At 66.5% G+C, this 22,518-nt stretch carries 21 protein-coding genes and 1 tRNA gene; 14 read left to right on the top strand and 8 right to left on the bottom strand.

The genetic code is table 11. The annotated features are described in order from the left end of the window. Positions 1 to 42 precede the first annotated feature (42 nt). The 6 genes from RAH32_RS02355 (at position 43) to hflX (ending at position 8,407) form a co-directional block, all read left to right on the top strand. Positions 43 to 2,307 (top strand): sensor histidine kinase NtrY-like, encoded by a 2,265-nt coding sequence (locus RAH32_RS02355; RefSeq protein WP_306604780.1) that lies wholly within the window; start codon positions 43 to 45, stop codon positions 2,305 to 2,307. Further along, a complete protein-coding gene (gene ntrX / locus RAH32_RS02350; protein WP_306604779.1) occupies positions 2,304 to 3,695 on the top strand; it encodes a nitrogen assimilation response regulator NtrX in 1,392 nt (463 codons plus the stop codon). The genes RAH32_RS02355 and ntrX overlap by 4 nt, the downstream gene beginning before the upstream one ends. A 64-nt stretch (positions 3,696 to 3,759) precedes the next feature. Next, positions 3,760 to 5,136 (top strand): Trk system potassium transporter TrkA, encoded by a 1,377-nt coding sequence (gene trkA / locus RAH32_RS02345; protein ID WP_306604777.1) that lies wholly within the window; start codon positions 3,760 to 3,762, stop codon positions 5,134 to 5,136. A 6-nt stretch (positions 5,137 to 5,142) separates the two neighbouring features. Next, positions 5,143 to 6,771: a potassium transporter TrkG gene (locus RAH32_RS02340; RefSeq protein ID WP_306604776.1), complete on the top strand. Its 1,629-nt coding sequence runs from the start codon at positions 5,143 to 5,145 to the stop codon at positions 6,769 to 6,771. A 91-nt stretch (positions 6,772 to 6,862) separates the two neighbouring features. Further along, positions 6,863 to 7,096 (top strand): RNA chaperone Hfq, encoded by a 234-nt coding sequence (gene hfq, locus RAH32_RS02335; protein WP_020949330.1) that lies wholly within the window; start codon positions 6,863 to 6,865, stop codon positions 7,094 to 7,096. After that, the gene (gene hflX / locus RAH32_RS02330) at positions 7,097 to 8,407 is read left to right on the top strand and encodes a GTPase HflX (protein ID WP_306604762.1); all 1,311 of its coding nucleotides are present in this window, start codon (positions 7,097 to 7,099) and stop codon (positions 8,405 to 8,407) included. Between the two features lie 164 nt (positions 8,408 to 8,571). Here the strand turns inward: hflX and RAH32_RS02325 are convergent, their stop codons facing one another. The 3 genes from RAH32_RS02325 to RAH32_RS02315 are packed head-to-tail and all read right to left on the bottom strand — an operon-like array spanning position 8,572 to position 10,816. Further along, positions 8,572 to 9,210 (bottom strand): uracil-DNA glycosylase, encoded by a 639-nt coding sequence (locus tag RAH32_RS02325; RefSeq protein ID WP_306604761.1) that lies wholly within the window; start codon positions 9,208 to 9,210, stop codon positions 8,572 to 8,574. Further along, complete coding sequence (trpD, locus tag RAH32_RS02320) at positions 9,207 to 10,229, bottom strand: anthranilate phosphoribosyltransferase (protein WP_306604759.1); 1,023 nt, start codon at positions 10,227 to 10,229, stop codon at positions 9,207 to 9,209. Before trpD ends, RAH32_RS02325 begins: the two co-directional genes overlap by 4 nt. Continuing rightward, complete coding sequence (locus tag RAH32_RS02315) at positions 10,226 to 10,816, bottom strand: anthranilate synthase component II (RefSeq protein ID WP_306604757.1); 591 nt, start codon at positions 10,814 to 10,816, stop codon at positions 10,226 to 10,228. The genes trpD and RAH32_RS02315 overlap by 4 nt, the downstream gene beginning before the upstream one ends. Positions 10,817 to 10,920: 104 nt before the next feature. Between RAH32_RS02315 and RAH32_RS02310 the strand changes: the two genes are divergently transcribed. From RAH32_RS02310 to trpE, 4 genes are all read left to right on the top strand, one after another. Then, on the top strand, positions 10,921 to 11,592 hold the full coding sequence (locus tag RAH32_RS02310; protein WP_306604755.1) for a hypothetical protein: 672 nt from the start codon (positions 10,921 to 10,923) through the stop codon (positions 11,590 to 11,592). After that, positions 11,585 to 12,769 carry an aminotransferase gene (locus RAH32_RS02305; protein WP_306604753.1) on the top strand — a complete coding sequence of 395 codons (1,185 nt, stop codon included), beginning with the start codon at positions 11,585 to 11,587 and terminating at the stop codon, positions 12,767 to 12,769. The genes RAH32_RS02310 and RAH32_RS02305 overlap by 8 nt, the downstream gene beginning before the upstream one ends. Positions 12,770 to 12,836: 67 nt before the next feature. Further along, positions 12,837 to 14,690, top strand: coding sequence for a peptidylprolyl isomerase (locus RAH32_RS02300; protein ID WP_306604751.1), 1,854 nt, complete (start codon positions 12,837 to 12,839; stop codon positions 14,688 to 14,690). Further along, complete coding sequence (trpE, locus tag RAH32_RS02295; protein ID WP_306604749.1) at positions 14,690 to 16,192, top strand: anthranilate synthase component I; 1,503 nt, start codon at positions 14,690 to 14,692, stop codon at positions 16,190 to 16,192. Before RAH32_RS02300 ends, trpE begins: the two co-directional genes overlap by 1 nt. A 54-nt stretch (positions 16,193 to 16,246) precedes the next feature. Here trpE and RAH32_RS02290 read toward each other — a convergent pair whose 3' ends face one another. The 4 genes from RAH32_RS02290 to fabI all read right to left on the bottom strand — a co-directional run bounded on the left by RAH32_RS02290 (position 16,247) and on the right by fabI (position 19,141). Beyond that, positions 16,247 to 17,068 (bottom strand): PRC-barrel domain-containing protein, encoded by an 822-nt coding sequence (locus RAH32_RS02290; protein WP_306604747.1) that lies wholly within the window; start codon positions 17,066 to 17,068, stop codon positions 16,247 to 16,249. A 109-nt stretch (positions 17,069 to 17,177) separates the two neighbouring features. After that, positions 17,178 to 17,678 carry a xanthine phosphoribosyltransferase gene (gene gpt, locus RAH32_RS02285; RefSeq protein ID WP_306604745.1) on the bottom strand — a complete coding sequence of 167 codons (501 nt, stop codon included), beginning with the start codon at positions 17,676 to 17,678 and terminating at the stop codon, positions 17,178 to 17,180. 14 nt (positions 17,679 to 17,692) lie between these two features. Next, on the bottom strand, positions 17,693 to 18,304 hold the full coding sequence (locus RAH32_RS02280) for a LysE family translocator (protein WP_306604743.1): 612 nt from the start codon (positions 18,302 to 18,304) through the stop codon (positions 17,693 to 17,695). Positions 18,305 to 18,313: 9 nt separating this feature from the next. Beyond that, positions 18,314 to 19,141, bottom strand: a complete 828-nt coding sequence (gene fabI, locus RAH32_RS02275; RefSeq protein WP_306604741.1) for an enoyl-ACP reductase FabI — start codon at positions 19,139 to 19,141, stop codon at positions 18,314 to 18,316. Between the two features lie 82 nt (positions 19,142 to 19,223). Here fabI and pdxH point away from each other — a divergent pair, with 82 nt between their 5' ends. The 4 genes from pdxH to RAH32_RS02255 all read left to right on the top strand — a co-directional run bounded on the left by pdxH (position 19,224) and on the right by RAH32_RS02255 (position 21,208). Continuing rightward, positions 19,224 to 19,838: a pyridoxamine 5'-phosphate oxidase gene (gene pdxH / locus RAH32_RS02270; protein WP_306604738.1), complete on the top strand. Its 615-nt coding sequence runs from the start codon at positions 19,224 to 19,226 to the stop codon at positions 19,836 to 19,838. Positions 19,839 to 20,004: 166 nt separating this feature from the next. Then, positions 20,005 to 20,604: a cold-shock protein gene (locus tag RAH32_RS02265; protein WP_306604736.1), complete on the top strand. Its 600-nt coding sequence runs from the start codon at positions 20,005 to 20,007 to the stop codon at positions 20,602 to 20,604. Beyond that, a complete protein-coding gene (locus tag RAH32_RS02260) occupies positions 20,591 to 21,091 on the top strand; it encodes a DUF192 domain-containing protein (RefSeq protein ID WP_306604735.1) in 501 nt (166 codons plus the stop codon). The genes RAH32_RS02265 and RAH32_RS02260 overlap by 14 nt, the downstream gene beginning before the upstream one ends. 40 nt (positions 21,092 to 21,131) lie before the next feature. Beyond that, a tRNA-Pro gene (locus tag RAH32_RS02255) sits at positions 21,132 to 21,208 on the top strand. A gap of 6 nt (positions 21,209 to 21,214) precedes the next feature. On the opposite strand, the gene preA is transcribed toward RAH32_RS02255, so the two are convergent. Continuing rightward, entirely contained in the window at positions 21,215 to 22,516 is a 1,302-nt protein-coding gene (preA, locus tag RAH32_RS02250; protein ID WP_306604733.1) for an NAD-dependent dihydropyrimidine dehydrogenase subunit PreA, read from the bottom strand. Positions 22,517 to 22,518 lie beyond the last annotated feature (2 nt).

Genomic DNA, 22,518 nt, shown 5'->3' with positions numbered 1-22,518 from the left:
GGCGCTGCAACAGAAAGCCGCAAAAGACGGCAAGTGGGGGCTATGGCAGGCGCCGCATCAGGGCTGAGCTGGGACAGGCTCGCAAGGATCAAGCTGCCGCGTCGCTGGCGCGGGGGAATGGCCGTGGCGATCCTGGCCTTGGGCATTCTTCTGGCGGGCGCGACCATGACGGTGCTTGGCCCGCTGGCCCAGGGCGCCGAAAGCCGGATGCTGCGGCTGATCCTGCTGCTGGATCTGGCCTATCTGATCGTGCTGATCGGCATCATCGTCTTGCGAATGGCGCGCCTGATCACCGCGCGCCGCAAGACCGCCGCCGGATCGCGGCTGCACGCCCGGCTGGTGCTGATCTTCGCGGGCTTGGCCCTTGTGCCCACCGTGCTGGTCGCGCTGTTCGCGGGCTTCCTGGTCAATATCGGGCTGGAAGGCTGGTTCTCGGGCCGGGTGCAGCAGGTCGTCACGACCTCTCAGGCCGCCGCCGAAGCCTATCAGGAGGAACATCGCCGCGACCTGACCGAGGATGCCCGCGCCCTGGCCAGCGTGCTGACCCAGGCGGGTCGGGCCAATCCGCTGATCGACGACGGCGAATTGCGGCTGCTGCTGGGGCAGGGGCAGGCGCTGATCCAGCGGGGCTTGCGCGAAGCCTATGTCATCAACGGCAACGGAGAGATCCGCGCGCGGGGCGAACGGTCCTATCTGTTCTGGTATGAAGCCCCGACCAGCAGCGATCTGGACCGCGCCCAGACCGAAGGCGTCGTGCTGATCGAGGATTGGCAGAACAACGAGTTCCGCGCCCTTGTCGCCCTGCCGCCGCTGGCCGACCGCTATCTTTATGTGACGCGCGACGTGGACGGCGCCTTGCTGGGCCTTGTGGACGACACGCGCGCGACGGTCGGCAGCTATCGCCAGCTGGAACAGACGCGCAGCCAGGTGCTGTTTGAATTCTCGCTGGTTTATCTTGCCTTTGCGCTGCTGCTGGTCGCGGCCGCCGTGCTGCTGGGCCTGTGGTTTGCCAGCCGCCTGTCGCGACCCATCGGGCTTCTGGCGCAGGCCAGCGAGCAGGTGGGCCACGGCAACCTGGACGTCCAGGTGCCCGAACCCGACACGGGGGACGAGATCCAGACGCTGGGACAGTCCTTCAACCGCATGACCCGGCAACTCAAGACACAGCGAGAGGAACTGATCGACAGCTATCGCGTCAGCGACGAACAGCGCAGGTTGTTCGACAACGTGCTGTCGTCTGTCACCTCGGGCGTGATCGGGCTGGATGCGGCGGGCGAGATCGACTTCGTGAACCGGTCCGCCAGCAAGCTGCTGGGGCTGGATCCGAAACGCGACATCGACGCGCTGCTGTCCGAGGCGGTGCCCGAGTTCGCGCCGCTGTTCGACCGCCTGTCGGCTTCGGTCGCGGAAACCGTTCAGGACGAGGTGCGGCTGATGCGCGAGGGCCGGGTGGAAAGCCTGCTGGTGCGCATGGCCGTCCGGCGCGGCACCGACGGTGACCTGGAAGGCTATGTCGTGGCTTTCGACGACGTGACGGAACTCGTGACCGCGCAGCGCATGGCCGCCTGGGGCGACGTGGCGCGGCGCGTGGCACACGAGATCAAGAACCCCCTGACGCCGATCCAGCTGTCCGCCGAACGCCTGCGCCGCAAGTTCGGCAAGCTGGCCACGCCCGAGGACAAGGCGTCACTGGACCAGTACACCGACGTCATCATCCGCCAGACCGGCGACCTGCGCCGGATCGTGGACGAATTCAGCCGCTTTGCCCGGATGCCGGAACCCGACCGCGCCGAGATCGATCTGGCCGCCCTGCTGCGAGAGGTGACGCTGTTGCAGCAGGACGCGCTGCAAGGCGCCTTGGCAACGCATATTCCCGACCAGCCGGTGATCGTGGACTGCGATGCCGGGATGCTGCGGCAGGCCTTCACGAACCTGATCAAGAATGCCGGCGAGGCGGTTGAGGAAACACGTGAAAACCCTCCCGATGGCTGGGCTGCGCAGGTCACTGTTTCGATGCAGGCCGACCACGACGCGGTGACGGTCCGCATCACCGACAACGGCCCCGGCCTGCCGGCCGACCGGTCGCGCTTGTTCGAGCCCTATGTGACCATGAAGGCCAGCGGCACCGGCCTTGGCCTGCCCATCGTCAAAAAGATCGTCGAGGAACACGGCGGCAGCCTGTCCCTGTCGGACGGCCCCGGCGGCCAGGGCGCCATGGCCGAAATTCGCCTGCCGCGGGAACGCCATCCCGTGCGCGGCGCGCAACGCAAGACAAAAACAAAAGAAGATGAGGCAGCACCGATATGAGCGATATCCTGATCGTTGACGACGAACGCGATATCCGCGAACTGGTCGCGGATATCCTGAAGGACGAGGGGTTCGAGACGCGCCTTGCCGCGAACTCGGACGAGGCGCTGGCGGCCCTGAACGACCGCCAGCCCGCGCTGATGGTCCTGGACATCTGGCTGAAGGACAGCCGGATGGACGGGATCGATATCCTGAAACAGGTCAAGCGCAACAACCCGGACGTGCCCGTGATCATCATATCCGGGCACGGCAATATCGAGATCGCGGTGGCGGCGATCAAGCAGGGCGCCTATGACTTTATCGAAAAGCCGTTCAACATTGACCAGTTGATGGTGGTGGTGAACCGCGCGATGGAGACCAGCCGCTTGCGCCGGGAAAACAGCACCCTGCGCCGGGGCGGTGATCGCGCGGCCGAGATGCTGGGCAATTCGGTCGCCTTCAAGCGGCTGCGCGATGCGCTGGACAAGGTGGCGAAATCCAACGGCCGCGTGATGCTGGCAGGCGAGCCGGGGACCGGCAAGGAGATGGCCGCCCGCTATATCCACGCCCACAGCCCGCGCAGCAATGCGCCCTTCATCACCGTGCCTTGCGCCACCATCGAGCCGGAACGGATGGAGGAGGTGCTGTTCGGCCGCGAGACGCCCGAACGCGGGATCGAACCCGGCCTTCTGGAACAGGCCCATGGCGGCGTCATCTATTTCGACGAAGTGGGCGACATGCCCTTGGGAACTCAACCCAAAATTTTGCGCGTCCTGACCGAGCAGCAGTTCGTGCGGGCAGGGGGCGCGGACCGGGTGCGGGTGGATTTGCGGGTGATCTCCTCGACCAACCGCGACCTGCCTGCGGAAATCGCGGCGGGGCGGTTCAGGCAGGAGCTTTACGACCGTCTCAACGTCGTGCCGGTCGCCGTCCCCTCGCTGGTGGAACGGCGCGACGACATCGCGGTGCTGGCTCGCCACTTCATCGACGGCTTCCAGCGTCACCAGGGGCTGACCCCGCGCGAATTGCCCGAGGAAACTGTGGCCGCGCTTCAGTCGATGCGCTGGCCCGGCAATATCCGCCAATTGCGCAACGTGATCGAGCGGGTGCTGATCCTGGCCGAAAGCAGCGGCCCCATCCAGCCCGCCGAACTGGAACCGCAGGGCGCCACGCCGGACAACAGCGATGCCCTGGCGCTTGGCCCGCAGATCACCGCAATGGCGCTGCGCGAGGCGCGCGAGATGTTCGAACGCGAATACCTGGTGGCCCAGATCAACCGCTTCGGGGGCAACATCAGCCGCACCGCGCAGTTTGTGGGAATGGAACGCAGCGCCCTGCATCGCAAGCTGAAGTCCTTGGGCGTCGTCGGCGGGATGCGTGCCGAGGACGAAATGCTGATGGGCAAGTAGGGTGGTTGCGCCGCGCGCGGCCTGGGCATAGGCAGAAGATGGCGCAGGCGGCAAAGGGGCGGCCATGAAGATCATCATCTGCGGCGCGGGCCAGGTCGGCTGGCAGATCGCCCGGCACCTGTCGGGCGAACGCAACGACGTGACCGTCATCGACAACAACGCCGACCTGATCCGCCGCGCGACCGACGCCCTGGACGTGCAGGGCGTGACGGGCTTTGCCAGCCATCCCGACATCCTGGACCGGGCAGGCGCCCGCGACGCGGACCTGATCATCGCCGCCACCCATTCGGATGAGGTGAACATGGTCACGTGCCAGGTCGCCCATTCGATCTTCCAGGTGCCGCGCAAGATCGCGCGTCTGCGCAGCAGCGCCTATCTGGATGCGATCTATTCGGATCTTTACAGCACGTCCCACCTGCCCATCGACGTGGTGATCAGCCCCGAACGAGAGGTCGCAAACGCCGCTCTGCAACGGCTGTCCGCGCCGTCCACCTTTGACGTGGAAACCTTCATGGGCGGCAAGGTGCAGCTTCTGGGCATCCTGCTTGAGGAAGACTGCCCCGCGCTGAACACGCCGCTGCGCCAGTTGAACGAGCTGTTTTCCACCCTGCGCGCCATCGTCGTGGGGGTGCGCCGACAGACCCGGCTGTTCGCGCCGGAACCGGGGGACCAGTTGTTCGCCCATGACCAGATCTATGTCTTTGCCCACCGCGAGGATGTAGGCCGGACCCTGGAAATCTTCGGCAAGCCCCCTGTGAAACAGGAACGCATCGCCATCATCGGCGCGGGCAATGTGGGGCTGGCCGTGGCGCAGGCGCTTGAAGCGCGGCCCGACCGAATCCGCGCCAAGCTGATCGAACGCGACCGCACCCGCGCGGAATTCGCCGCCGACCGGCTGGAGCGCACCATTGTCCTGAACGGCGACGGGTTGTCCGCCGAACTGCTGGACGAGGCCGCGGTGCCTACGGCGGATGCCGTCCTGGCCGTGACCGACGACGACAAGACGAATATCCTGGCCTCGGTCCGCGCCAAGCAGGCGGGGGCCAAGCTGGCGATCGCCCTGATCAACGATCCGACCATGGTGCCCCTGACCGAGGTGCTGGACATCGACGCCTATATCAACCCGCGATCCACGACGGTTTCGACGATCCTGCGCCATATCCGCCATGGGCGCGTGCGCGACATCTATTCCATCGGCGATGCCGAGGCCGAGGTGATCGAGGCGCAGGCCCTGTCCACATCCCCCCTGTCCGGCCGGGCGATCCGCGATATCGAGTTTCCCGAAGGCGTGCTGATCGGCGCGGTGCAGAAGGGCGACAAGGTGATAAAGCCTGCGCCCGACACGCGGATCGAGGAGGGCGACATCGTTCTGATATTCGCGCTGTCCAAGGACATCCCCGAGGTCGAGCGCCTGTTGCAGGTCTCGATCGACTTCTTCTGACGCGCCATGCCCGCCCTGCTGCGCCTGCCGCTGTTCGTCCTGATCGCTGCCCTGACGGGGCTGTCGATGCTGCTGCCTGCGGTCTATGCCTCGGTCAGCGATAACGACGAAATGGCGCGGACATTTCTGTATTCCGGGCTGCTGGTCCTGGTGGGGGCGGGGCTGATCGGACTGGCGACGGCCGCCAATCCCCCGCAGGCCCGGCCGCGCGATGCCCTGCTGACGATGCTGACGGTCTATGCCGGGATGCCGCTGGTCATGGCGCTGCCCTTCGCCCAAAGCATGCCGGATACCGGGCTGTTCAACGCCTGGTGGGAAATGACCTCGGCGCTGACGACCACCGGCGCCTCGCTGTATTCTGCGGACCTTTTGCCTGCGCCCTTGCACCTGTGGCGGGCGATGGCGGGCTGGATGGGGGGGTTCTTCATCCTGGCGGCCGCTACCGCCATCCTGGCCCCCCTGCGTATCGGCGGGTTCGAGATCATGGCCCAGCCCTATGGCCGGCGCGAGCAATATGAACGCCTGCCACGGTCGGCCGATCCGCTGGACCGGAACCCGCATCTGTCCACGCCGGGCTTCCAGACGGTGCTGGCCCATCCTCATTACCGGCTGATGCGGTCGGCCATGGAGGTCTTTCCGGTCTATGCCGGGCTGACGGTCGCACTGTGGCTGATCCTGCTGATGCTGGGCGATCCGGGGCTGGTCGCGCTGTGCCGGGCGATGGGCACCTTGTCCACCAGCGGCATCTCTCCGGTCCTTGGGCCGCCCGGCGCCAGTTCGGGCCTGGCGGGAGAGATGGCGGTCTTTCTGTTCCTGATCCCCGCCTTGTCGCGCCGCTTCTGGCCGGGGGGCGGGGAATTGCGCGCCAGCGACCGGCTGGTCGACGATCCCGAACTGAAGATGGCGGGCGGTTTCGTCGCCCTTGTGGCGCTGTCGCTGTTCGCGCGTCATTTCCTGGGCGCCATTGAAAGCGCAAGCGCGGCCGATGGGCCGCCGGAAATGCTTTATGACCTGCGCAACGGGCTTGCGGCCTTTTGGGGCGGACTGTTCAACGGCCTCAGCTATCTGACCACGACAGGCTGGAATTCGATCGACTGGCAGGGCGCGCGCGCCTGGTCGGGCCTGACCTCGCCCGGCCTGATCCTGGCGGGACTGGCGATGATGGGGGGCGGGGTCGCCACCACGGCAGGAGGCGTCAAGCTGTTGCGCGTCTATGCCCTTGCCCGGCACGGCCAGCGGGAAATGGAACGGATCGTTCACCCGAACTCGGTCGCGGGGGGCGGACAGATCGCCCGCAGGCTGCGGCGCGAGGGGGCATATCTGGCCTTCATCTTCTTCATGCTGTTCGCGACCTCGATCGCACTGGTGGTGGCGCTCGTCTCGATCCAGCGGATCGAGATCGAGACGGCGACGATCCTGTCCATCGCCGCGCTGACCAATACCGGGCCCTTGGCCGCCGCGATCCCCCTGTCACCGGCCTTCGAAGGGACGGCGGGCATCGCATCCGCGCCCTGGGAAGGCTGGTCGGGGCTGCCGGTCTTTACCAAGGCGGTGCTGGCGGGGGCCATGATCCTGGGGCGCATGGAAACGCTGGCCGTCCTTGCGCTGTTTTCGCCGCAGTTCTGGCGGCGCTGAAGGGGCGGAAATCCGGGGCGCTTGCAAGGGCTGCGGCAACCGCATAGATGTAAGTTCCGACCGGGACAGTTCAAAAACGGAACAAAAAACAATGGCTGGCGACAAGCAGAACTTGCAGGACGCGTTCCTCAACCATGTCCGCAAGGCAAAGGTGCCTGTCACGATTTTCCTGATCAACGGCGTCAAGCTGCAAGGCGTCATCACCTGGTTCGACAATTTCTGCGTGCTTCTGCGCCGCGACGGCCAGTCGCAACTGGTCTATAAGCACGCGATCAGCACCATCATGCCGGGCCAGCCCATTTCGCTTTACGAAGGCGAGGACTGATTGGCCGAACCTACCTCGACCGAGGCAAAACCGACCCGTGCCTATGTGATCCACCCCGATCTGGCCAGTCGGACACAGCGACGAGAACCCGAACACGCCCTGGCCGAGGCCGTGGCGCTTGCCCATGCCCTGCCGGGCATCGAGATCGTGGGCGACGAGGTCGCGCGCCTCCGCAAGCCGGATCCCGGCCGGCTGTTCGGCAAGGGCAAGCTGGCCGAAATCGGAGAACGCCTGAAGGCGGCCGAGGTCGATCTGGTGCTGGTGGACGGCCCGGTCAGCCCCGTGCAGCAGCGCAACCTGGAAAAGGACTGGGGCGTCAAGCTTCTGGACCGGACCGGGCTGATCCTGGAAATCTTCGCCGACCGGGCACGGACCCGCGAGGGCGTGTTGCAGGTGGAACTGGCCGCGCTGTCCTATCAGCGCACGCGGCTGGTCCGCGCCTGGACCCACCTGGAACGCCAGCGCGGCGGCTTGGGCTTCGTGGGCGGGCCAGGGGAAACCCAGATCGAGGCTGACCGCCGCGCCATCGACGAACAGATGACGCGCCTGCGCCGCCAGCTTGAACGTGTGGTCAAGACCCGCACCCTGCACCGCGCCGCGCGGGCGAAGGTGCCTTATCCCATCGTGGCGCTTGTGGGCTATACCAACGCCGGGAAATCCACGCTGTTCAACCGCCTGACCGGGGCCGATGTCTTGGCCAAGGACATGCTGTTCGCCACGTTGGACCCGACCATGCGCGGCGTCCGCCTGCCCGGCGCGAATGGCGGGCAGGGGCGCAAGATCATCCTGTCGGACACCGTGGGCTTCATCAGCGACCTGCCCACCGAACTGGTCGCCGCCTTCCGCGCCACGCTGGAGGAGGTGCTGGAGGCCGATCTGATCCTGCACGTCCGCGACATCAGCCACCCCGAGACCGAGGAACAGGCCGCGGACGTGGCCGAGATCCTGGAGTCGCTGGGCGTCGATGAGGATGTCGCCCTAATCGAGGTCTGGAACAAGATCGACGCCCTGTCGGCCGACACACGCGATGCCCTGCGTCGCACCGATGCCAGGACCCAGGGCATTCAGGCCGTCAGCGCCCTTTCAGGCGAGGGACTGGACGACCTGATCGCCGCGGTCGACGCGCATCTGTCGGATGTCCTGGACGAGCCGAAGGCGGAAGGAGTGGTGACGCTGCCCTTCTCGGACGGCCGCCGCAGGGCATGGCTGCACGAGGCGGGCGTGGTGCAGCGCGAGGAAAGCGGCGAAAGCGGGCTGACGCTGCATCTGCTGTGGACCGAACGCCAGAAGGCGGGCTTCGAGGCCCTGTAGGGTGCGTACTTGCACGCACCGCATTGCGATCGACCATGGCGCGTGTGAACACGCACCCTATGGTCGGGACATGGTGGGGTAAAACCCCACCCTACGCCGCATCCCCTTGGTTCACACCGGCGCCACCTTGTAGGGTGGGGTTTCACCCCACCGTGGTTCCACCATCACGCCGCCCAATCCACCGGCTCGCGCCCCTGCGCCTCAAGCCACGCATTGATCCGCGAGAACGGCTTGCTGCCGAAGAACCCCCGCTTCGCCGACAGGGGCGAAGGGTGCGCCGTCGCGATCACCAGATCCTTGGGGCGCGGCAGGCCCGCCATGGCCTTCTGCGCATGTGCCCCCCAGAGCAGGAAGGCCAGCGGCCCGTGCTTCTGCGCCTCGGCCACCGCGTCGCGGGCCAGCCGGTCCCAACCCCAGGATGCGTGCCGCCCCGCATCGCCCGGCGGCACCGACAAAGACGTGTTCAGGAGCAGCACCCCCTGGTGTGCCCAGCCGGACAGGTCGCCCGTGGCGGGGGCCGCGCCGATGTCGTCGCGCAGTTCCGTGAAGATGTTCTTCAGCGACCGGGGCAGGGCCACCTCGGGCGCGACCGAGAAGGCCAGCCCGTTCGCATGGCCGGGTGTGGGATAGGGATCCTGGCCCAGGATGACGACGCGCACCTTTTGGGGCGGGATGGCCTCCAAAGCCGCAAAGACCAGGGCGGGGCCGGGCAGCCAGTCGTCCAGGCCCTCCAGCCGGTCGCGGATCGCGGGCCAGTCCTGCTGGAAGAAGGGCAGGTGGTCCCAGGCCTTGGGCGGCTTCATGCCTCGGGCGCCCCGGTGACCTGGGCCAGGCGGGTCAGGCGGTCCAAGGCCGCGCCGCTGTCGATGGAGTCGGCGGCCAGAGCGGCCCCGTCGCGCAGGTCGCCCGCCTTGCCGGCGATCAACAGCGCCGCGGCGGCGTTCAGCAGCACCGCGTCGCGATAGGCGCCGGGCTCTCCGCCCAGCAAGGCGCGGAAGGCGGCGGCGTTTTCATTGGGTTCGCCGCCGATGATCGACTCGAACGGGTGCCGGGGCAGGCCCGCATCCTCGGGGGTGACGACAAATTCGTTGATCTCGCCATCCTTCAGGGCGGCGACATGGGTTTCGCCCGCAATGCTGATCTCGTCCGTGCCGTCCGAGCCGTGGACCAGCCAGGCCGCCTCGCTGCCCAGGTCGCGCAGGACCTCGGCCATGGGGCGGATCCAGTCGGCGCTGAACGCACCGGTCAGCTGGCGCCGGACCGATGCCGGATTCGTCAACGGTCCCAGCAGGTTGAAGACGGTTCTTGTGCCCAGTTCCGCGCGTGGCGGGCCGACATGGCGCATCGCCGGGTGGTGCATCGTGGCCATCATGAAGCAGATGCCGGCGTCCCGCACCGCCTGCTGCGCGACCGCTGGGCCGCCCATCACGTTAATGCCCATCGCGGTCAGCGCATCGGCTGCACCCGATTTCGACGACAGATTCCGGTTACCGTGCTTGGCGACCGGCACGCCCGCGCCCGCCACCACGAAGGCCGTCGCGGTCGAGATGTTGAGCGTGCCCTTGCCGTCCCCGCCGGTGCCCACGATGTCGATCGCGCCCGCGGGGGCCTCGATGCGGTTCATCCGCTGGCGCATGACGCGGGCGGCGGCGGCGATTTCATCGACGGTCTCGCCCCGCACACGCAGCGCCATCAGCAGCCCGCCGATCTGGGCAGGCGTGGCCGCGCCGTCGAACAGGGCGGAAAAGGCGGCCTCGGCTTCGGTGCCCGTCAAGGGGCGGGTGGCTGCGATGCCGATCAGCGGGCGGATGTCCGTGGTCATGCAGCGGCCTTTCGCGGCGCGCACCGGGCCAGGAAGGTGCGGATCATCTCGTGTCCATATTCGGATGCGATGGATTCAGGGTGGAACTGCACGCCCTCGACCGGAAGCGCCTCGTGGATCAGGCCCATGATGGTGCCGTCGTCGGATGTCGCGGTGACGCGCAGGCAGTTGGGCAGATCGTCGGGCCGCACGGTCAACGAATGATACCGCGTCGCCGTCAGGGGAGAGGGCAGGTCCGCAAAGACCCCCGTGCCGTCATGGCTGATCGCGTCGGTCTTGCCGTGCATGATGCGGTTGGCGCGTACCACAGTGCCGCCGAAGGCCTCTCCGATCGCCTGGTGGCCCAGGCAGACGCCGAACAGGGGGATGGCCTTTTCGGCCGCGGCGCGGATCAGGTCCAGGCAGATGCCTGCCTGCGCCGGATCGCAGGGACCGGGCGAGATAACGATTCCGTCAGGCGCCAACGCCAGCGCCTCCTCGACCGTCAGGGCATCGTTGCGGCGCACGACCACCTCGGCCCCGGCCTCGGCCAGATAATGCACGAGGTTCCAGGTGAAGCTGTCGTAATTGTCGATCAGAAGGATCATGATGGCGCCCTGATATGGTGGCGGTTTCCCCGCCTGAACGGGTCCGCTATAGATGGGCCAAAGCGCGCCGGGGGGTCAAGACCGGCAGGGGCAAGAAGGGACAGATGGCACGCGGTTTCTGGACAGGTCTTCTGCATGGCGGCGTGGTGGGCATCGCCGCCCTGGCCGTGCTGTCGCTGGCCGCGCCCGTGCCGCAACCGGAGCCAGCCACGCCTCAGCCAGCCGAACTGCAGTCGGCCGAACCGCAGCAGGTAGAACCGCAACCCATCGAACCCCAGCCTGCCGAGCCGCAGCCCCCTGAACCCCGGCGTTCCGAACCGCAGCCGGACGATGCCCCGCAGGCTGGCGAGGTCGATCTGCCGGTCGGGTCCGAGTTCGGCCGCGGCGGGGATGCCGCGCCGCGCCTGCCTGCGCCGCTTGTCAGCGAACGCCCCGCCCTGTCCGAGACGCCGGCGGTCATCGCGCCGCCTTCGGAACCGGCGCCCCCGGCCGTCACGGAGGCCGAGCCGCGCCCCCAGCCGACGGGCGAGCAGGACGGCCCGGTGCAGGCCGCGCCCGATGCGGGCGAGAACGCGCCGCAACTGGAGCGTCCCGCCCTGTTGGCCCAGCCCAGCCTGCCTGCCGTGCCGGGTCGGGCCATGGCAGATGCCCCCGACGCGGCGCCTGCGATGCCGCTTGACCTGCCCGGCGCTGCGGCACCGGACCTGCCCGCGCCCACCCTGGACCTGTCTCTTCCCCCCGACCTGACCGACTTGCAGGGCCTGTCTCGTGACTGAGGCCGCCCCCCTGAACCCGGCCCTGGCCGGCGCCTTTGCGCCCCCCGTGATGGAGGCGCGGCGCTGGCTGGCGGGCGTGGCCTTTCCGCCCGAGCGCCCGCTAATCAATGTCAGTCAGGCCGCCCCCGTGGATCCCCCGCCGCTGGCGCTGCGGCAGGCGATGGCGGATGCGGCGTTGAACCGGCCAGAGGCGCATCTTTATGGTCCGGTGCTGGGCAACCCGGACCTGCGCGCGGCAGTGGCGGGGGTATTTTCGCGCAGCTATTGCGGGATGGTCGAACAGGGACAGGTGGCGATCACGCAGGGCTGCAACCAGGCCTTTTGTGCCGCGATCACCACGCTGGCGCAGGCGGGGGACGAAGTCATCCTGCCGACGCCCTGGTATTTCAATCACAAGATGTGGCTGGACATGCAGGGGATCCGCGCGGTGCCCTTGCCCTGCGGCGATGACCTTTTGCCCGATCCCGACCATGCCGCCCTGCTGATCGGACCTCGTTGCCGGGCCATCGTGCTGGTGACGCCCAACAATCCCTCGGGTGCGGAATATCCAGCCGATCTGGTGGGACGCTTCTTCGACCTGGCGCAGCGGCATGGCGTCGCCCTGATCCTGGACGAGACATATCGCGACTTTGACAGCCGCGGCGGGGCGCCGCACGACCTTCTGGCACGTCCCGAATGGGACCGGACGGTGATCCAGCTTTACAGCTTTTCCAAGGCCTATCGGCTGACCGGGCATCGGGTAGGGGCCTTGATCGGGTCCGAAAAGCGCATGGCCCAGGTCGAGAAGTTCCTGGACACCGTCGCCATATCCACGTCGCAACTGGGCCAGATCGGCGCCTTGTGGGGGATGGAGAACCTGGGTGACTGGCTGGCAGCCGAACGGGCCGGGGTCCTGTCGCGTCGCGATGCGACGGTGGCGGCGCTGTCGTCGCTGCCCGGTTGGCGGGTGAAAAGCGCGGGCGCCTATTTCGCCTGGGTGCAGCATCCGCTGGCCGAATCCTCGGCCGTGCTTGCGCCGCGGATGGTTCGCGATATCGGCGTCCTGGCGCTGCCCGGCACCATGTTCATGCCGCCCGACGACCCGGAGGGCGCGCGGCACCTGCGCATCGCCTTTGCCAATATCGACGCCACACGCATCGCTCAACTGGCCGAGAGACTGCGTGGCCTGAAGGGCTGACAGGCTTGTGGCAGGGCCGCGCGCGCCCTAAAGACAAGTCCGACACGACAAGGGGAAAGCGTCGGGCATGAAGAACCTGCGGACACATGGGAAATCGACGATCGTCTGGGTGCTGATGGGCCTGATGGTCCTGGGCCTTGGCGGTTTTGGCGTGACCAGCTTCTCGGGCGGATCGACGACCATCGGATCGGTCGGCGACACGACCATCACCGCCGACGATTATGCCCGCGCGTTGCGCAACCAGATGAACGCCTATCAGCAGCAGACCGGCCAGGCGATCAGCATGGCGCAGGCACAGGCGATGGGCCTGCCGCAGGCGGTCCAGTCCCAGTTGATCACCGCCGCCGCGCTGGAGGAACAGGCCCGCCGGATCGGCGTGGCCGTGGGCGACGAGAAGGTCCGCCAGACCATTCTGGAAGCTCCTGCCTTCCGCGGCCCGACCGGCAGCTTCGACCGCGCTGCCTATGCCGAGGTGCTGCGCCGCGAGAACCTGTCCGAGGCTGAATTCGAGCGCGAAATCCGTAATGACGAAGCGCGCCTGCTGATTCAGCAGGCCGTGGCGGGCGGCGTCGCCGCCCCCGAACCTGCGGTCGAGACGACGGCGAAGTGGATTCTCGAACGTCGCGACGTCGCTTGGCGCGAACTGACCGCCGATATGTTGCCCGCCCCGGTGGCTGAACCCGACGAGGCGACGCTGAAGGCCTGGCACAGCGCCAATGCGGACCGCTTTACCGCGCCGGAATTGCGCAAGATCACCTATGTCTGGCTGACGCCCGAGATGCTGGCCCCCACCGTCGAGCTGGACCAGGATGCGCTGCGTGCGGCCTATGAAGCCAATATCGACGAATACCAGCGGCCCGAACGCAGGCTGGTCAGCCGCCTGGTCTTCCCCTCGGTCGAGGAAGCGGAGGCCGCCAAGGCGCAGATCGATGCGGGCACGGCGCCCTTCGAGGCCTTTGTCCTGCAACGCGGCCTGCAGCCCGAGGACGCCGAACTGGGCGAGGTGTCGCAGGCCGATCTGGGCGCCGCCGGAGAGGCGGTCTTCGCCGCCGCACAGCCCGGCGTCGTCGGCCCGATCCAGACCGACCTTGGCCCCGCGCTGTTTTCGGTCCATGCGATCCTCGAGCCGGTGAACATTCCGTTCGAGGAAGCGCAGCAAGATCTGCGGGCCGAGGCCGCCATTGATCGCGCTGCCCGCATCATCGAGGATCGCACCTCGGAATACGAGGATCTGCTGGCAGGCGGAGCCACCCTGGAACAGGTGGCCGAGGAAACCGAACTGGAACTGGGCACGATCGACTGGTCCGCCGGGACCACGCCCGAAGAGGGCAGCATAGCGGGCTATCAGGCGTTCCGTGATCGTGTGGCAGAGATTTCGGAAGCGGATTTCCCGGAATTGGCCAGCCTGGACGATGGCGGCGTCTTCGCCCTGCGCCTGGATGAGGTGGTGCCGCCCACCCTGCGCCCCTTCGACGAAGTGCGGGCCGAGGTCGAGGCGGACTGGCGGCGTGCCGAGACGCAGCGTCAGCTTCTTGCCCTGGCCGAGGAACAGCGCCTGTCCCCCCAGGCGCCCGAAGGCCAGCCCGCCCCCCAATGGAACGAGGTCCAGGACATCACCCGCGACGGCTGGATCGAGGGCGTTCCCGCCGAGGCCGTGTCCCGCGCCTTCGCGATCCCGGAAGTCGGCGATATTGAGATCGTGGATGCGGAAGGCCGCGTGATCCTGCTTCGTCTTGACGCCATCGACGAGGCCGACCTGACCACCGAGGATGCGCAGCGCATCACCGGCGCAGTCGGCGACCGCCTGGGCCAGTCGCTGCAATCGGACATCTTCGATTATTACGCCCGCGCCGTGCAGCGCGAGGCTGGGATCACGCTGGATCAGCAGGCCATCAACGCCATCAACGCGCAGGTCCAGTGATGGAACTGACACCCGATTTCGCCGCCTTCGAGGCGGCGTGGAGGGCCGGGCAGAACCAGCTTGTCACCATCCGCCTGGCTGCCGACCTGGATACGCCCGTCAGCCTGATGCTGAAGCTGGCTGAAGCCGCACCCATGTCCTTCATGCTGGAATCGGTCACGGGCGGGGAAATCCGAGGCCGCTATTCGATCATCGGCATGAAGCCCGACCTGATCTGGGAGTGCCGGAACGGCCATGCGCGGGTCAACCGGCAGGCCCGGTTCTCCGACGACTTTCAGCCCGACGACTGCCCCGCGCTTGACAGCCTGCGGGCGCTGATTGCGGAAAGCCGGATCGAGACGATGCCCGACGGCGTGCCCCCCGTCGCGGCGGGGCTGTTCGGGTATCTGGGTTATGACATGATCCGGCTGGTCGAACACCTGCCGCATGTGAATCCCGATCCGCTGGATTTGCCCGACGCCATGCTGATGCGCCCGTCGGTGGTGGCGGTCCTGGACGGCGTGAAGGGAGAGGTGACGCTGTGCGCCCCGGTCTGGCGCAATGGCGGCGAAAATGCCCGCGCCGCCTATGCCCAGGCCGCGGAACGGGTGATGGACGCCCTGCGATCGCTGGACCGCCAGCCCTCGGAGCCTCGCGCCCTGGGCCATGACGCCCGGATCGGGGAACCGGTGTCTAACTTTTCCAAGGCCGACTATCTGGCGGCGGTGGAAAGGGCCAGGGACTATATCCGCGCGGGCGACATCTTCCAGGTCGTGCCGTCGCAACGCTGGCGCATGGATTTCCCGCTGCCGCCCTTCGCGCTGTATCGCAGCCTGCGCCGCACCAACCCGTCGCCCTTCATGTTCTTTCTCAACATGGGCGGCTTCCAGATCGTCGGGGCGTCACCCGAAATCCTGGTGCGCCTGCGCGACGGAGAGGTGACGATCCGCCCGATCGCCGGCACCCGCCCCCGCGGCGCGGACGAGGCCGAGGATCGCGCCCTGGAAGCGGACCTGCTGGGCGATCAGAAGGAACTGGCCGAACACCTGATGCTGCTGGACCTGGGCCGCAACGACGTGGGCCGGGTGGCAAAGCCGGGCACCGTTCGCCCGACGGAACAGTTCGTCATCGAACGATACAGCCATGTCATGCACATCGTCAGCAATGTCGTGGGCGAGTTGCGCGAGGGCGAGGATGCGCTGTCCGCGCTGCTGGCGGGCCTGCCCGCAGGCACCGTGTCCGGTGCGCCAAAGGTCCGCGCGATGGAGATCATCGACGAACTGGAACCGGAAAAGCGCGGTATCTATGGCGGCGCCGTCGGCTATTTCGCCGCCAATGGCGAAATGGACATGTGCATCGCGCTGCGCACGGGCGTGCTGAAGGACGGCGCGCTGTATATCCAGGCCGGGGGCGGCGTCGTCTATGACAGCGATCCCGAATCGGAATTCCTGGAAACCGTGAACAAGAGCCGTGCCTTGCAACGCGCGGCGGAAGGCGCGGCGCGCTTCGTGCGCGGCAATTGAAACGGAAACGGCCCCCGGAAAGGGGGCCGATCCCGTAGTGATCCGGCAGACGTATCAGTTGGTCGCCGGGGCGGTGCCTTCCGCGGGTTCGGCCGCCGCATCGTCAGCCGGTTCCATGTCGGCCGCAGCATCGTCTTCCGGCTCCATGGCCGCATCCGCAGGCGGAGTTGCGGGGGTTTCGGCGGTGTCGGCCGGTGCTTCCATCGGCTCGGTCGTCGTGGTGGTGGCGGCATCGGTGCCCGTCATCGCCGGATCGGTCGTGGTCGCTGCCGGGGCGGTGGTCGCGGACGAATCCGGGGTGGCGGTCATGGTGCTGTCGGTGCCCATGCCCGTGCCACCGGCGGCATCGGGCGCCGCTTCCTGTTCGCGGAATACATATTCCGGCGCTGCCTCGGCTTCTTCCTGGGTCAGGTCGCTGGTGATCTGCTGGGCGTCATAGTTGATTTCCAGCTGATCCCACGGAACCGCGATCTGCTTCTCGCCAATTCCCAGGAAGCCGCCCACGCCGATCACGGCGGCTTTCATCGTGCCCGCCTCGGCATCGACGATCACGTCATTGATCTCGCCGATCGCTTCGCCGTCAGGGGAATTCACCGTCGCATCGGTGATCCAGTCGATCCGAAGCTCATTTTCGGCCTGCTGCTGTTCGACCTTGCCGCTGGCCGCGACGTCGGCTTCGGCAGCAGCGTCGGCTGCGGCTTCGGTGTTCTCGCCCGCAGGAACCTCGGCCGCGGGGGCGGTTTCGGCCCCCATGGGCGCAGTGGCCGCATCCGTCGCGGGTTCGGCAGGGGCAGGCGTCGTCGCGGTATCCTGGGCAAATGCCGGACCCATCATCAATGGCAGGATCATGGCCGTGCCGAGCATCAACTTGCGCATGTCTTTCCTCCTAAAATTCCGCGCATTCGTGCGATGCGCGATTGAGGAGACAATGCCCAATCGACCAGCCGGTTCCGACCGCCGGGACCAAAATCGGCTGCGCCCGGCCTCAGTCCTCGCCGCGATAGGGCTGGACGTATTGCAGCGCCATGTCCCAGGGAAAGAAGATCCAGGTGTCCTGGCTGACTTCGGTCACATAGGTCTGGACCATCGGTTTGCCTTTCGGCTTGGCATAGACGGTGCCGAAATGGGCCTTGGGATACATTTCCCGGATCAGTTCCAGAGTGCGGCCCGAATCGACAAGATCGTCGATGACCAGGATACCGTCGCCATCGCCCATCAGCGCAGGATCGGGGGTATTCAACACCTCGAGCTGGCCCTGGCCCGCATCAGACCCCACGCCCTTGTAGGATCGGATCGAGATCGAGTCGATCACCCGGATATCCAGTTCGCGTGCCACGATCATGGCAGGCACCAACCCGCCGCGCGTCACCGCCACGACGGCGCGCCAGTCGGTCCCGTCCAGCCGCCAGGCAAGCGCGCGGGCGTCGCGGTGCAACTGGTCCCAGCTAACATGGAAACCCTTTTCGTGGGGCAGGCGGTCGATCATGAACAGTCCCTCTTTCAGTGGCGCAGGATCAGCGACAGGCCCAGAAGCCCGATGGCCAGACCAGCCGCGCGGTCGATCCAGAATTTCGCGGCATAATACCTGCGCCGCAGCCAAGGCAAAGCCATCAGCGACGCAAGCGCGGTATAAAATGCCAGTTCGACGGATACCGCCGTGGCATAGATCGCCAGCTTGTCCCCCGCCGACAGCAGCACGGGAAAGATCGACAGCAGCACGGCGGAATAGAACAGCGCAGGCTTGGGGTTCGACAGGTTCAGCATCATCCCGCCGAAAAAGCCCATCCCCCGGCTGGTTTCCGCCGGGTCGGGCAAGGGGTCGGGCGCGTGGCGCCACATCTTTAAGGCGATCCAGACCAGATAGGCTCCGCCCAGGATCTTCAGCGCCACATAGGTCCAGGGCAGCGCGCGAAAGATCACCGTCAAGCCCAGCAGCGCAAAGATGCACCAGACCGACGCGCCCACCGCAAGGCCCCAGCCATAGGGCAGGGCGCGCCTGCGTCCCAGGGCGAAGGCACTTTGGCTGACGGCGATGACGCCGGGACCTGGCGACAGGATCGCCAGGGACAGCGTGCCTATGAACAGGGCAAGCTGATCTGCGGTGATGGACATCAGGACCGATCAGTCCTTCTTGACGGTCGCGATATCGGGCGCGTCCACGGCCTTCATGCCGACGACATGATAGCCCGCGTCGACGTGATGCGTCTCGCCCGTCACGCCCGCGCCCAGATGCGACAACAGATAGACGGCCGAGTTGCCCACATCCTCGGTCGTGACATTGCGGCGCAGGGGCGAGTTCAGCTCGTTCCACTTCATGATATAGCGGAAGTCGCCGATGCCGCTGGCCGCAAGCGTCTTGATCGGGCCGGCGCTGATCGCATTGACGCGGATCCCGTCCTTGCCCAGATCTTCTGCCAGATACCGCACGCTGGCTTCCAGGGCGGCCTTGGCCACGCCCATCACGTTGTAATGCGGCATCACCCGTTCGGCGCCGTAATAGGTCAGCGTCAGCAGGCTGCCGCCCTTCGGCATCATCGCCGAGGCGTGCCGCGCAACTGCCGTGAACGAATAGACCGAAATGTCCATCGTCATCAGGAAGTTGTCCCGCGTCGTGTCGGCATAGCGGCCGCGCAACTGGTCCTTGTCGGAAAAGCCGATGGCGTGGACCACGAAGTCCAGGCTGCCCCATTCCTGTTCAAGCGATTGAAACAGTTTCTCGATGGATGTCTCGTCGCTGACGTCGCAGGGCAGGACCAGCGACGAGCCAAGCTGCGCAGCCAGCGGATCGACGCGCTTTTTCAGCGCCTCGCCCTGGTAGGAAAACGCAAGCTCGGCCCCCTCGGCCGCGACGGCGCGGGCAATGCCCCAGGCAATCGACTTGTCGTTCGCCAATCCCATGATGAGGCCGCGTTTTCCGGCCATCAGGCCCTGCTTCTGCTCGCTTGACATGTGCTGCCTTCCGCGCTTTCAACCCTTTGTGAAAGGTGCTTAGGCCAAAGGGTTGCAAGCATCAAGCGCAAGGACATGCACCATGGCTGATCGAGACGGACTGTTTGCGGGCGACGACCCTTTCGACATCGCCCGCCGCTGGCTGGCCGAGGCCGAAAAGACCGAACCCAACGATCCCAATGCCATCGCGCTTGCCACGGTGGACGAGAACGGCCTGCCCGACGCGCGCATGGTTCTTCTGAAGGAAATCGAGGGGCAGGGGACCGACGGGGGCTTCGTCTTCTACACCAACTACGACAGCGCGAAGGGCCGGCAGATCACAGCCACCGGCAAGGCGGCCTTCGTGATGCACTGGAAAACCCTGCGCCGCCAAATCCGCGTGCGCGGTCATGTCACCCGTGTCGAGGGGCCGCAGGCCGACGCTTATTACAACAGCCGGGCCCTGCAAAGCCGGATCGGAGCCTGGGCCTCGCAGCAGTCGCGGCCGCTGGAAAGCCGCGCCGCCCTGCTGGCCGAGGCTGCCCGCCAAGGCCTGCGCCATGGCACCAATCCCCCGAGGCCACCGTTCTGGGGCGGGTTCAGGATTGCGCCCACGCAGATCGAGTTCTGGGCTGATGGCGCTTTCCGGTTGCATGACCGCTTCCGCTGGGTCAAAGAAGCGGCCGGTGTATGGATTGTAGAGCGGCTTTCACCCTAGGGCTTGACGAAAGGGTCTTGGTGGCTGACCATGGGTGATGGGCGCTGATCAGCAAGGCGCCTTTGTCTTCCTTAAGCGACCGCCGCTTTACAGGCACAGGAATTGAACGGTTGGATTGGTTGAATTCGGGGCAGGACAAGACGCGCTGAGCGCATGTGGTGGGAAGATGACGGATGAGAAAGGACTGAAGCTGGTTTCTGGGCTGGTCAAGTGGTTTGACCCGACCAAGGGCTATGGCTTCATCCTGAACGAGGAAGGCGGTGCGGACATTCTGCTGCACGCCAACGTTCTCAGGAATTTCGGACGCAGTTCGGTCGCCGACCAGTCCCGCGTGACGGTCTGGATGCAGCCGACGCAGCGCGGCCTGCAGGCGACCGAGGTTGTCTCGATCGAGCCTCCGTTGTCGGAGGGCGCGCCGATTGCCGATCTGGACAATGGCGTGATCGAGCATCTTGAGGCGCTGCCCCTGCGTCCCGCCCGCGTCAAGTGGTTCGACAAGGCCAAGGGCTTCGGTTTTGCCAATATCTTCGGTCACCCCGACGATGTCTTCCTGCATGTCGAGGTGCTGCGCCATTCCGGCTTTGCCGACCTTGCCATTGGCGAGGCCATCGGCATCCGCGTTGTCGAAGGTCCGCGCGGCCTGATGGCGGCCCAGGTGACAAGCTGGGATCGGGGCACCGAAAAAGGCGCCAGTTCGCTGAGTGCCGCGAGCCTTGGCGATCAGGTGCAGGACGTCAAGGATTTCATGGCGCATGTCGCTGAATAAGGCCGCTCTTGCGGCCTTGCTTCTGTCTCTGGGATGGTCCGGCCCTTCTGCTGCCGATGTTGCCTGCGCGCCCGACCGGGTGGTCTTCCAGACATCCGATGGACCGGTCGAAATCCAGGTCGAACTGGCCGATGACGAAGCCGAACGCGCCCAGGGCCTGATGTTCCGAAAGTCCCTGGAACAGGGCAGCGGCATGTTGTTCGTCTATGACACACCCCGTGCAGTCAGCTTCTGGATGCGAAACACCTATATCCCCCTGGATCTGGTCTTTCTGGACCAGACGGGCGTGATCCGGCATATCCACCCCCGTGCCGTTCCCCTGGACGAAACGCCCATTCCCGGCGCCGCCCCCGGAGACCCCCAACCTTATCGCCAGATGATTCTGGAAATCGGCGGCGGCGAGGCCGAGCGTCTGGGCCTGGCGGTGGGACAGCCCATGGCCCATCCCCGTCTGCACCAGGATTTGGCCGCGCTTCCCTGCGGCTAGGGCTTTCCCCCGCCGACGCGATCCGCTAAACGGAACGCATCGGGGCGTAGCGCAGCCTGGTAGCGCGACGGTTTTGGGTACCGTAGGCCGGAAGTTCGAATCTTCTCGCCCCGACCATCTTTCCTACTCGGCCGCCTTGACCGCCATCGGGTTGTTCGGATGCGTCGTCCAGTTAGCATAGGTGCCGCGGCGGATGCCCGTGCGCAGGTCCATCTCGCCCACGGCCAGTTCGCGCATGTCGATGCAGTTTTCCACCGGGCAGACGTCCAGGCACAGGTTGCAGGCGACGCATTCCTCCTCGATCACCTCGAAGACGCGGCCGGGTTTCATGGCGATGGCCTGGTGGGACGTGTCCTCGCAGGCGGCATAGCAGCGGCCGCATTTGATGCACAGGTCCTGGTCGATCCGGGCCTTGGTCACATAGTTCAGGTTCAGCTGGTTCCAGTCGGTGACGTTCGGCACCGCCCGCCCGATCAGATCGGACATCGCCATGTCGTGGCTGTCCAGATAGTCGCGCAGGCCCGAGATCATCTCCTGCACCACCTTGAAGCCATAGGTCATCGCGGCCGTGCAGACCTGCACCGTGCCTGCGCCAAGGGCCATGAACTCGGCCGCGTCGCGCCAGGTGGTCACGCCGCCGATGCCGCTGATGGGCAGGCCGTAGGTGGCGGGATTGCGCGCGATCTCGGCCACCATGTTCAGCGCGATCGGCTTGACGGCAGGGCCGCAGTAACCGCCATGCGCGCCCTTGCCGTCGATGGTGGGTTCGGGGGCGAACAGGTCCAGATCGACGCTGGTGATACTGTTGATCGTGTTGATCAGGCTGACCGCATCCGCGCCGCCGCGCATCGCGGCCTCGGCCGGTTTGCGGACATCGGTGATGTTGGGCGTCAGCTTCACGATGCACGGCATGCGCGAGTATTGCTTGACCCACCGCGTCACCATCTCGATGTATTCGGGCACCTGGCCCACGGCGCTGCCCATGCCGCGTTCGGACATGCCGTGGGGGCAGCCGAAGTTCAGTTCGACGCCGTCTGCCCCGGTATCCTCGATCCGCGCCAGGATGTCGCGCCAGGATTGTTCGTCGCAGGGCACCATCAGCGAAATCACCAGGGCGCGGTCGGGATAGTCGCGCTTGACCGACTTGATCTCTCGCAGGTTCACATCAAGCGGGCGGTCGGTGATCAGTTCGATGTTGTTGATCCCCAGGACGCGGCGGTCGGGCCCGTGGATCACGCCATATCGGGGGCCGTTGACGTTGACGACGGGCGGGCCTTCGGCGCCCAGCGTCTTCCACACCACGCCGCCCCAGCCGGCCTGGAAGGCGCGGCGGACGTTGTATTCCTTGTCCGTGGGCGGGGCGGACGCCAGCCAGAAGGGATTGGGCGACTTGATTCCGATGAAATTGCTGCGCAGGTCGGCCATGA

The sequence above is a fragment of the Paracoccus yibinensis genome, from assembly GCF_030846195.1.
GTDB lineage: Bacteria > Pseudomonadota > Alphaproteobacteria > Rhodobacterales > Rhodobacteraceae > Paracoccus > Paracoccus yibinensis.
This window is presented reverse-complemented; position numbering and strand designations above follow the sequence as displayed.